Here is a 12,052-nt window from a genome sequence, read left to right as displayed (position 1 = left end):
TCAATGTATAAATATGGTAAAAAAAGATATAATTTTGTCTATTAAGGTTATTTTATATATTAAGGAGATTCGGAAATGATTTCTAAGAATCCAAAGACAGCTATGTCATTAAACACTAGGTATTTGCCTGGTTTGGACGGGTTACGAGCCATTGCTGTTATCGCTATAATTATTTATCATTTAAACCCTAAATGGTTGTCTGGTGGTTTTATCGGCGTTGATACTTTCTTCGTCATTTCTGGTTATTTAATTACAAGTTTATTGTTAAATGAATTTCAGCAAAATGGACATATTAATTTATTACATTTTTGGGAAAAGAGAATTAAAAGATTATTACCTGCAGTATTGTTTCTCATTGCTAGTGTCTGTATTTATACATTATTATTTGAACCATCTATTATAAAAGATGTGAGACACGATGCTATAGCAGCAATATTTTATGTTTCGAATTGGTGGTATATTTTTCATCATGTAAGTTACTTTGATAGTTTCAAATTAATGCCTTTAAAACATTTATGGAGTTTAGCTATAGAAGAACAATTTTATATCATATGGCCAATTTTCCTTTCGTTGTTTTTTAAAAAGGGCGTGTTTAATAAGAAGGCAGTCTTATGGACTTTTATTGTTTCTATTATATCAGTATTAATCATGATATTTTTAGCACAGCCTAATGCAGATAACTCTCGTGTATACTTCGGTACTGATACTAGATTACAAACATTATTACTTGGAGTGTTGTTAGCTTATATTTGGCCGCCATTTAGATTAAAGCGTCATGTCGCTATTCCATTAAAGTTAAGTATAGAATTCATTGGTTTAGTATCTTTATTTATTTTACTTTTCTTCATGTTCACAGTATCTTCAAGTGATAATTGGTTTTATTTTGGCGGTATTTATATAATATCTTTATTAACTTTACCAGCTATAGCAAGCAGTGTTCACCCAAGTACATTGTTATCTAAAGCATTAGGTAATCCATTATTCTTATGGATTGGACAAAGATCTTACAGCTTATACTTATGGCATTATCCAGTTATAGTTTTTATAAATCGTCACTTTGTGCAAGGGCAAATTCCTATATACATAATAATAATAGAAATTTGTTTAACGATTTTATTTGCTGAATTTTCATATCGTTATGTGGAGATTCCATTTAGAAAATATGGGTTTAAATATTTAGTAATACCTAAAGGGCACCTCAAGTTTATATTTATGCGTATTACTATAATCATTTTATTAATCGGCGTAACATCTTTAACATTATTTGGACATTTTGATTACTTACATCAAAATAAAACGAAAGAAAATTTAACTTCTTTTCAAACTTCAGGTAAAGAAACCGATGATAAAAGTATCATCAAACCTGTTCCACCAATTTCAGTAAACAAAGAACTAACTGATCACAAAAATACGGAATCTAATAAAGACGAGCCAGTACCATTATTTATAGGAGACTCTGTAATGGTCGATATCGGTAAACAACTTCATCAAAATTATCCTTCTTCCATAATAGATGGCAAAGTTGGTAGAAATTTAAATGACGCCATCCCATTGGTTAAAGACAAATACAGTAAATACACGACATCAAAACATAAAGTCGTAATTGAACTTGGTACAAATGGAGATTTTACATATGAAAAATTAAAAGAATTGGTTAATAAATTCGGAAAATCACAAGTCTATTTAGTAAACACACATGTACCAAGAGATTGGGAAGACGATGTAAACAAAAAATTATACAAGCTTGCAAGTCAAAAAAATAATGTTCATCTAATAGATTGGCACAGCAAAGCTAAAGGACATTCTGACTACTTTGCATACGATGGTGTTCATCTTGAATATAAAGGCGTGAGGGCTCTCGTAGAAGAAATAGATAATCACCTCAATGATAAATAGATATAATTATAAAAAAATGAGTCTGGGACATAAATAATTGTCCCAGACTCTCTTTTTGTATTGGCAGTAGCTGACTGGTATGAAAATGCGCTTATAACAAGCTTTTTTCATACCTAGTCATCCTTGCCAGGGTGGGACTACGAAATCTTTTTAATAAAATGAGATTTCTGTCCCACTCCCATTTTTTAATTATTTCTTTGGGATAAATACTTCCGCTTCACTGTCAGAAGGATAATAAAACCCTTCTGGTACTGTTTGTAACTCTATCAAACTGCCCCATGGCGCTTTAACATAAACCGTTTTATTACCTGCAGTGTCTTCGTATTTTGTATTGTCATGTGGTTGTGAAATGGGTTCTCCACCTGCTTTTTGAATTTGTTCAAAAGCTTTTTCAAAATCATCTACGTAAAATGAAATATGCGTAAAACCAATATCTTGCAACGAAGCTGGTTTTGCTTGTTTAGCATCTTGAAATTCAAACATTTCTATATTCGGACCATTGCCAAATACCATCATTCTTTTTTTTATAATTTTTGCCCCTTCTTCTAACCCAAGAATATGTTCTACATGTTCTCCATCACGGGGGCTTTCATCTTTCTTCTGACTATCATAAGCAATTTTACCGTCTAGTCCTTCTTTAAAGAATTTTGTAGCATCTTCAATATTCGGGACCGTTAAACCTATATGATTTATACCTCTCGATATACCCAAAATGTATCACTCCTTATGAATTCATTCCTATTTATCATAACAATAAATATTATTTAATTAAAATAAAGTATTATAAATCTTTGTTGCGTTCTTTTTTCTTTTTAGACCGTATTGTTTCTTCTATGATTGAGCCAACAACAAGCCCTACTGAGATGATTATTTTACCTATTAAAAGTAACATGCTCATCACCATCCTATTTTGATATTCATATAGCAAAATAATGAATACCTTTATAATAATACCTCTGCTATTAAACAATAAGAATTAAATTTATCATCTAGAGAATACGTTACCGTGTTTATCATAATTTCATCACACTCATATTCTTTTTCAAGTGCTTTTAATTGAGTCTTCACTGTTTTTTGGTCACCGATAATCATTTGTCGTTTCATATTTTCGATTTTTTCTTTCTCTTTATCAGTGAGTTTATATTGCTTAGCCGCTTCAATTGAAGGTACTCCATTTTCATCTTCTAACTTTTCTTTTTGAATAGACCAAATTAAACTGCTTAATGCTATTTCCTCCGCCTTTTTATTCGTTTCAGCACAAACAACTGATACTGTAAGAATGACTTCTGGTTCTTGGTTCTCATATCTTTTCACGAAATTGTCCTTATACGTTTGAATAATTTCAGTGCCTTTATTGTCACTCATAAAATAACCAAAAGTATATGGCAATCCATTTTTAGCAGCAAGTTTCGCACTCTTTTCACTTGTGCCTAATAACCATGGTGTTGCAGACTTTTCTGGCTTAGGTAACGCTGATAAAGATTTAAACTCATGTCCATCTGGAAAACTACCATCTAAAAAATTCAACAGTTCTTCTAACAATTCAGGTAAAGCAAAGACTTTCTGCAAATAATTTGTAGACAAAGCATTAGTCGCTTCTGCTGAACCACCTGGTGCTCTACCGATACCTAAATCTATGCGATTAGGAAATAAAGTAGCTAAAGTATTGAATATTTCTGCCACTTTATAAGGTCTGTAGTGTGGCAGTAAAATAGCACCCGCTCCAATTCGAATCGTTTCAGTATGTCCACCAATATAACCTAACAACACTTCTGGAGTTGAACTTGCAAGATGTTGTAAATCGTGATGTTCCGTTAACCAATATCTCGTATAACCAAGTGACTCACCTATCTGAGCTAACTTCAAAGAATGATTTAAAGCTTCACGTGACGTTTGATTTGATGAAACTGGCGATTGATCCAATATGCTTAACCTCATAAACTCAGTCCTTTACTTCTTCTGGTACTTCAGTTAACACTAATCTATATTGCGCAACTTCTCCTTCTTTATACAAGTTTGTAAGTGAAGTTGAATAGTTATAAATCTTACCTCTAAACGAAATATCCTTTTCAGGAATACGAATATCGAACACTTCTTTATATAATAAAACGGCTATATCATGATATTCCTCACTCGTTACGTCAAATTCAATTAAAACCGTATAAGCACCGTTATCTTTCGAATCGTCAAAATGCGTTACTGAAATTAAAGTATCATCTATATATATTTCTTTAACCACATTATCTCTCCTTTTGTTGCCGCTTGACTATGTGCATTTTGTTAATTAGTTTGCACATTACTTCTATATACTCAGTATAATATTTATATACCCTTATTACTTATATTTTGTTTATGGTGAATGAATGACACTACTTTTTATATTTTCAAAATTCACAAATATAAATTTATATATTTATTAACTTAGCTTGTTAAATAGAAAATTAATGATTAAAATTATATTGAATATGAAATATTTAAACATATTTAATTTAAAAGGAAACAAAGGGATGTGTAAATATGAAGATATTGGCTATAACATCTTGTCCTAACGGGATAGCGCATACTTATATGGCTCAAGAAAAATTAGAGCAAGCTGCTAAGGACATGGGTGTAGACATTAAAGTCGAGACGCAAGGTGGTGTCGGCGCTGAGAATGTCCTTACAGCGAAGGAGATTAAAGAAGCTGACGGTATTATTATTGCTGCTGATAGACAGGTTGATTTATCAAGGTTTGATGGTAAATTATTAATCAACGAAAATGTTAGAGAAGGCATTCATAATCCACAAGGTCTCATTCAACGTATTATTGATAAAGATGCACATGTACATCATGTAAATCGTGATGAAAATGAAGAATATGACGAAGACGACAACAATAAAAGTGGTCTTCAAATGGTCTATCAACATTTAATGAATGGTGTTTCCTTCATGGTTCCATTTATTGTTGTTGGGGGTCTTCTTATCGCTATATCTTTAACTATCGGTGGTGAAACGACTCCAGGTGGTTTAAAAATCCCTGACGGTTCATTTTGGAAATCAGTTGAAGATATAGGTACTTTATCATTTAGTTTCATGGTCCCTATTCTTGCTGGTTATATCGCCTATAGTATTGCTGATAAACCTGGTTTAGTCCCTGGTATGATTGGTGGGGCTATTGCAGCTGACGGTAGTTTTTATGGAAGTGAAGCTGGTGCTGGTTTTATAGGTGGTATTATTGCTGGTTTCATCGCTGGTTATATAGCAAAATGGATTAAAAACATCAAAGTTCCTAAAGCGATGGCACCAATTATGCCTATCATTATTATTCCAATTATTTCATCCTTTATTGTTGGGCTCATATTTATATTCTTAATAGGCGCACCTATTGCGAGTATATTTGAAGGATTAACTTCTTGGTTGAAAGGCATGCAAGGCGCAAATATTGTTCTACTAGCCCTCATTATAGGTGCTATGATTGCATTTGATATGGGTGGTCCAGTAAACAAAGTAGCATTCTTATTTGGTTCAGCGCTGATTGCTGAAGGTAACTATGCTGTTATGGGTATGGTTGCTGTTGCGGTATGTACTCCACCTATTGGTTTAGGTTTAGCAACATTTGTAAACAGACGTAAATTTAACAAAAGTGAAATCGAAATGGGTAAAGCTTCATTTACAATGGGATTATTCGGTATTACAGAAGGCGCAATACCATTTGCTGCTCAAGACCCGTTACGTATTATCCCTTCAAATATGATTGGTGCAATGGTAGCTGCTGCTATCGCCGCAATTGGGGGCGTTGGTGATAAAGTGGCTCATGGTGGACCAATCGTTGCAGTGCTTGGTGGAATCGAACAAATATTATGGTTCTTTATAGCAGTTATTGTAGGTAGTCTTGTAACTATGACCGCTGCTTTAATGTTGAAAAAACCTGATAATTTAGCTACAGAAACAGCTGGTGTTGCCGACACAAGTGGCAGTACAAATGAATTTAGTCAAGAACAAAACACGACTCATACGAATGAATCGACTGAAGATAGTAATGATGAAATGAACGTGTTTGATAAAAATATTATTTCTTTATCTGATGAATCAATGACGAGAGATCAAGTAATAGAAAACTTAATAACTCAATTAAAATCTCACGACTACATTGATGATGAACAAAGTTTACTTTCAGCAGTATTAGAAAGAGAATCACAATCTACAACAGCAATAGGTATGAACGTAGCCATTCCACATGGTAAATCATCAGCAGTAAAACAACCTGTTGTAGCTGTATTAAATAACAAGCATGGTGTAGATTGGGAAAGTTTAGATGGCACATTACCAAAATTAGTCTTCTTAATTGCTGTTCCAAGCGATAGTGATGATACACACTTAAAATTATTACAACGTTTATCACGTGCTTTAATGAATGATGACATCCGTAATAGTTTAATAGAAGCAAAAGATAATCAAGAAATTTATAATATATTACAAGAAATATAAAAATAAAGGATTAAGGCAGAAAATTAATTTTCCTATACAGATATCTTAGTCCTACCCCGGCAATCATGCCAGCTACTGCCAATATAATAAAAGAGCCTGAGACATTGATTATGTCCCAGGCTCTTATTATATATATATAAGGAAATTAGTCGGTTTTAACGGGCTATAGTTCGTAAACAAGCACTTTAGCGCTGTAATGGTAATGATAATTTAATACATATACTTTTGATTTTATAAGTATGTACATTTTAATATCGACATATAAATCAATTTTAAGGTTAAATGAGCAGCTGAAATACCACTACCTATAACATGAGACGTTGATTTGTATTGAATATCTGTTTCTTCAAATATGTGTTGTATATCTTCTTGTCCTTTATACATACTAGGTATTTTAGGCTGATGATTACATCCTGATGCTATAACAACTACATCTGAATTTATTGCTTCACCGCTCTCTAGTCTAATTAACCAAGTTTCTTCAGTTTTCTTTATATCGACTGCTGAATCTTTAATATGACATTCAGTTAAATTGTAATGTTCTATTAGCTCATAAATATGATGCATGAACATTTCACGTTGTGGCCTTTTATATTGACCGTATACGCCTCCTGCATAATCATGCTTCTTATAATATTGTTTTAAATGAAAAGGATTTGGATGAACATGATGTACAATCGGAGATCTTAAGAACGGCATACTGATATCATTTGTACGTTTATCAAATTGATGACAAAAGACATCGTGAGGATCTATAATTTTTAAATCTTTGTTATTTAAACCTAAAGTCTTCAATTTAAGTGCAATTGTTATCGCATGTATACCTCCGCCAACAATGGTCCATTTCATATTATCACCTTTATCCCTTTTATAATTACCTTTAAATCGTAACGATTATGATTTATATAATACCTTATTATATAAGCAATTTGCAAATGATTTTCAGAATAACGAAAAAGTCCGAGACTATTCTTTATGTCTCGGACTCATCTTCAATATTCTATTTTAAAAAATCATTTGTGATAAATATATAACGATTACAACAGTGATAACACTGAATAACGTTGATAAGAAGACCAATTCTGCAGCGAGTTCAGGATAATTATCATATTCTTGTGCGATAACTGAACTGTTAACTGAAGTCGGCATTGCAGAGGCGATAAATAGCGTTTGACCTACAACACCATCGATTCCCATAACTTTAATAATGGCTAAAGCAATTAAAGGTCCTATAATAAGTCTAATAAAGATATAAATATAAGAAGATGTCCACTTAAAACTAAATTTAATATTAGCAATTTGAGCACCTAATAATATAAGTGCAATTGCAATCATTGCACCTGAAAGATAACTCACAGTAGTCCAAATAAAATCTGGAACAGCAACATCGTTATAATTTAAAATAACTGCTAAAACTAACGCGTAAATGATAGGCATTTTAAAATAATTTAACAATGCTTTTAGTTTACCAATTTGAACAGATTGAATCGCAAACACACCATATGTAAATGTAAAAATATTTTGCATCGTTAAGACAATAACTTGTGCAGACATCGCGACCGGATCACTTTTAAAGACTAAATCATTAACAGGTGCCCCATAATTCCCAGAGTTGAAAAAGAGAACACTATTATTAAGCGTTGTCGCTTTAGCTTTATCGAGATTTTGAACTTTAGAAATGGAATACGCAGCCACATATAATAAGGCTACATATATAATGAAGAAAACCATAACGTAAAAAAGCATGTCTAGTGCCAAACTTGTTTTATAAAATTTAACAAAAATAAATCCTGGAACAAATACATTTATATTTAATTTAGCTAATGTACTTAAATCCAATTTAAATCGTTTCTGTAAAACATACCCCAATGAAATCATAATAAAAATAGGCAATAAGACACTCTTTAAAATAAAAATCATTTCAGCCATCCGAACACCCCTTTAAAACACATTAAATCCATAATATCATTCTTAATTAGTATAATGTAAACTTATTAAAAGAAATTTCATTTTAAAAGTATATTTACTCAAATGAAAATAAATATAAAGTTTGCATTGTCATATGTGTAAAAACGTGTGCGAGCATGGCACTTTCTAAATAGTATTTATAATAAAGAAAACCATAAACTGTTCCTGCAAATGTATTAAGAGTAATAACTTTAACAATGATTATAAAATAATGTTCATCTATTCCTACTAATTCTGAAGGAAGATGACCTAAAGAAAATATCACTGCTGATAATATGATACTTATTATATAAATGAAAGTTGTTTTTCTTTTAAAAATCTTAATTAACATAAATGTTATAAACGTCATTAACCTGAATCTCGTGATAAGTTCTTCTATTATACCTCCGTAAGATATCCCGCCAAGTAAATTAATAAAAGAAGCTTTTTCTACAATCATATCTTCTGGGCCACTATTAAAAACCAAATTCCCCATACCTAAAAAAAGGCCAACTAACTAACAAACTTAAAATAATAATTGAAACATAGACTAGCAATGGTTTTAGATTGATTTTCATTTATAACACTCCTTGTCGAAATTTAAGACAAGTATAATTTATGACGTTACGTCATAAGCAATAGTTTTTTTAAATCACAAATAAAAAAGAGACGCCTGCTTATACACTAGATAGTTATTATACTCATTATATTAATAACAGCTAATTCATATTATAACACCACTTTCCATTAAATACCAATCAAAACATATCCATACTTTTCCGATACTAATAATGAAGAAATATTATAATAAAGTTACTTATATTTCATTTGTAAGATGAGTCTTTTTTCATAATCTAATTCGCTTTTTTATTAAATTTCCAATATACTATTTATTAAATAACTTTTTAGAGTTTTTTGTAAATTCAGTTAATTATATTGAATTATTTTTTTATTCGTATTATTATTTACTTTAGCATGTTTTTTCTAGACAGAGAATAGGAGAGTCAACTATGAATGAAAATAGTAATTTAGTAACTTCTACACAGAGTATTGTAAAAGAGGCATTACATAAATTAGGTTACGATGATGGCCTTTATGAATTAATCAAAGAGCCAATGAGATTCTTTAAAGTTCGTATACCAGTTAGAATGGACGACGGTTCAGTAAAAACTTTTACAGGCTATCGTTCTCAACATAATGATTCAGTTGGACCTACAAAAGGCGGTATTCGTTTCCATCCAGATGTCGATGAAAATGAAGTTAAAGCTTTATCTATGTGGATGACATTAAAATGTGGCATTGTTAATTTACCGTACGGTGGTGGTAAAGGTGCCATCCAATGTGACCCTCATGATATGAGTAAGACTGAGGTGGAACGTTTATCACGCGGTTATGTTAGAGCAATTTCTCAAATCGTCGGACCTACAAAAGACATCCCTGCACCTGATGTGTATACAGATGCACAAACTATGTCTTGGATGATGGATGAGTATAGTTTAATGAATAAAGTAAACGCGCCAAACTTTATTACAGGTAAACCACTTAGTTTAGGTGGTTCATTAGGACGTGAACAAGCAACTGCTTTAGGTGCAGTCATCACTATTGAAGAAGCGGCCAAACGTAAGAATATTAATATAGAAGATTCACGTGTTGTTATTCAAGGTTTTGGTAACGCAGGTAGCTTTATTGCTAAAATTCTTCACGATAAAGGCGCTAAAATTGTATGTATATCTGAAAGTCGTGGTGCTTTATACAATCCAGATGGCTTAGATATTGATCATTTACTAGAACTTAGAAAAGAACACGGTCGTATTACACCACTGTTCGATGACCTTATTACAAACGAAGAACTTTTCGAAATTGATTGTGATATTTTAGTACCAGCTGCTTTAGCAAACCAAATCACAGCAGACAACGCACCAAAAATTAAAGCTAAGATTGTAGCAGAAGCTGCTAATGGACCTACTACACAAGAAGCAACGCGCATCTTAACAGAAAAGGATGTTTTATTAATCCCTGACGTTTTAGCAAGTGCTGGTGGTGTTACTGTTTCTTACTTTGAGTGGGTACAGAACAATGATGGATTATATTGGTCTGAAGAAGAAGTCAATCGACTATTAAGAGAGAAACTAGTAGAAGCGTTTGATAAAGTATACGAAATTTCACAAAATAGAAACTTAGATATGCGTTTATCAGCTTATGTTGTTGGTGTTAGAAGAACAGCAGAAGCAACACGTTTCAGAGGTTGGGCGTAAGATAAACAGTTGATACAACTAGGCTTAATATATTTTTAAATGAACTATTAAACCCCTCACTATAGCTTATAGTGAGGGGTTTTTATTGGATCTTCTAAGACAATAATACAAGTACACACACCCTTATTGGATTTTCTATGACATTAATCCAAGTAAACACACTTTTATTGGATTTACTACGACAATAATCCAATTAACCACACTCTTATTGGATTAACTACAACAATAATACAAATACATACACCCTTATTGGATTTTCTATGACATTAATCCAAGTACATACCTTCTTATTGGATTTTCTATCTCGTTAATCCAAACACATCCCTCTTATTTCTTTCTCTCTAATTCAATAATAAAGCTGAAACACTAATAAATGTCTCAGCTTATTATCATTAATTTAATTTCTTATTCGCTTCGTCATCTACCGTTTTGTTACTACTCAAAATAATTATGCTTCTTTAAGAACTTTTCCGCTATAACAGCTGGTTCTTCTTTTTTACCATCTGCTCGGTAATTCAGTTTTTGCATTTTTTCAGTAGATACTTTGCCAATTAATTTTTCTATAGACTTTTTAGCTTTTGGATTCTTCTTCAAATACTCATTTGTTGCTAAAGGACTTGCATCATATGGTGGGAAGAAATGACGATCATCTTCTAATGTCACTAAATCATATGCTGCAATTCTTCCATCTGTCGTATAACCAAGTGCTGCATCGATGCTTTTATTCTTCAATGCATCATATACGAGTCCAATCTGCATTGTGCGTATATTTTTAAATTCAAATCCGTAAGCTTTTGCGAATGCTGGATAACCATCACCTTCACGTTTAATCCATGTAGCATCACTTGCTACTCTCAATTCATCTTTATGTTTCTCTAAATCTGATACTTTTTTCAAGTTGTATTTTTCTGCTGTTTCTTTCGTCACAGTAAAAGCAAAAGTATTTTCAAATCCGTAAGAGTCGAAAAATGTTTGATTAAATTTATTTTGAAAACCAGCTTTAACCGCTTTTTCTGCTTTTTTAGTATCTGTAATAGGATCAGAATCTAATGCACCGACTAAATCTGTACCCGTATATCTTGTAGCAGAAATTTGAGCGTCATCATTCATGATTGCATTATGCTCAATAACAGCAGACCCGAGGTTATTTACAATAACAGGTTTAACTTCCCCATCAGTATCATGCTCAATTTGCAGTCGAATCATATGTGCCATAATTTGAGACTCACTTGTCGCAAGTGCTGTAATTTTCACAGTTTGAGGTGAAGCACCACCTATACCAGGCAATGTACAACCGCTTAATAATAGTGTACAAATCATAATTAAAGTAAATTTTCTTAGTTTAATAACTTTTCTCCTCCATAAGTTTTATATTTATATAATATTATATTATCACAAATAATTAATTTTGTTTTATACCCTACATAGTGGACCGGTTAAAGACTGCCCATTATTATATTGTTTAGTTTATATTCAATATGACAACT

10 protein-coding genes are annotated in these 12,052 nt (G+C 31.9%); 3 read left to right on the top strand and 7 right to left on the bottom strand.

All coding sequences use genetic code 11. The features are described from left to right. The first annotated feature begins 75 nt into the window (after positions 1-75). Complete coding sequence (locus tag LQ682_RS02505; protein ID WP_239703747.1) at positions 76-1,896, top strand: acyltransferase family protein; 1,821 nt, start codon at positions 76-78, stop codon at positions 1,894-1,896. A gap of 189 nt (positions 1,897-2,085) precedes the next feature. Here LQ682_RS02505 and LQ682_RS02500 read toward each other — a convergent pair whose 3' ends face one another. The 3 genes from LQ682_RS02500 to LQ682_RS02490 form a co-directional block, all read right to left on the bottom strand. Continuing rightward, on the bottom strand, positions 2,086-2,607 hold the full coding sequence (locus LQ682_RS02500) for a VOC family protein (protein ID WP_239703746.1): 522 nt from the start codon (positions 2,605-2,607) through the stop codon (positions 2,086-2,088). A 231-nt stretch (positions 2,608-2,838) separates the two neighbouring features. After that, positions 2,839-3,834, bottom strand: a complete 996-nt coding sequence (locus LQ682_RS02495; RefSeq protein ID WP_239723835.1) for an LLM class flavin-dependent oxidoreductase — start codon at positions 3,832-3,834, stop codon at positions 2,839-2,841. Between the two features lie 4 nt (positions 3,835-3,838). Beyond that, on the bottom strand, positions 3,839-4,135 hold the full coding sequence (locus LQ682_RS02490; protein ID WP_239703745.1) for a DUF3219 family protein: 297 nt from the start codon (positions 4,133-4,135) through the stop codon (positions 3,839-3,841). Positions 4,136-4,413: 278 nt separating this feature from the next. Here LQ682_RS02490 and LQ682_RS02485 point away from each other — a divergent pair, with 278 nt between their 5' ends. After that, positions 4,414-6,363, top strand: coding sequence for a PTS fructose transporter subunit IIABC (locus LQ682_RS02485; protein ID WP_239703744.1), 1,950 nt, complete (start codon positions 4,414-4,416; stop codon positions 6,361-6,363). A 231-nt stretch (positions 6,364-6,594) separates the two neighbouring features. Here the strand turns inward: LQ682_RS02485 and LQ682_RS02480 are convergent, their stop codons facing one another. The 3 genes from LQ682_RS02480 to LQ682_RS02470 all read right to left on the bottom strand — a co-directional run bounded on the left by LQ682_RS02480 (position 6,595) and on the right by LQ682_RS02470 (position 8,797). After that, positions 6,595-7,212 (bottom strand): FAD/NAD(P)-binding protein, encoded by a 618-nt coding sequence (locus tag LQ682_RS02480; protein ID WP_239703743.1) that lies wholly within the window; start codon positions 7,210-7,212, stop codon positions 6,595-6,597. Positions 7,213-7,368: 156 nt separating this feature from the next. Next, positions 7,369-8,292 carry an AEC family transporter gene (locus tag LQ682_RS02475; protein WP_239723834.1) on the bottom strand — a complete coding sequence of 308 codons (924 nt, stop codon included), beginning with the start codon at positions 8,290-8,292 and terminating at the stop codon, positions 7,369-7,371. A 94-nt stretch (positions 8,293-8,386) separates the two neighbouring features. Next, positions 8,387-8,797 (bottom strand): CPBP family glutamic-type intramembrane protease, encoded by a 411-nt coding sequence (locus tag LQ682_RS02470; RefSeq protein ID WP_239703741.1) that lies wholly within the window; start codon positions 8,795-8,797, stop codon positions 8,387-8,389. A gap of 523 nt (positions 8,798-9,320) precedes the next feature. Here LQ682_RS02470 and LQ682_RS02465 point away from each other — a divergent pair. Next, positions 9,321-10,565, top strand: a complete 1,245-nt coding sequence (locus LQ682_RS02465) for a Glu/Leu/Phe/Val family dehydrogenase (RefSeq protein WP_016999719.1) — start codon at positions 9,321-9,323, stop codon at positions 10,563-10,565. A 435-nt stretch (positions 10,566-11,000) separates the two neighbouring features. Here LQ682_RS02465 and LQ682_RS02460 read toward each other — a convergent pair whose 3' ends face one another. Continuing rightward, positions 11,001-11,885 (bottom strand): osmoprotectant ABC transporter substrate-binding protein, encoded by an 885-nt coding sequence (locus tag LQ682_RS02460; RefSeq protein ID WP_103269195.1) that lies wholly within the window; start codon positions 11,883-11,885, stop codon positions 11,001-11,003. Positions 11,886-12,052 lie beyond the last annotated feature (167 nt).

The organism is Mammaliicoccus sp. A-M4, from assembly GCF_022386955.1.
Classification (GTDB): domain Bacteria; phylum Bacillota; class Bacilli; order Staphylococcales; family Staphylococcaceae; genus Mammaliicoccus; species Mammaliicoccus lentus.
This window is presented reverse-complemented; position numbering and strand designations above follow the sequence as displayed.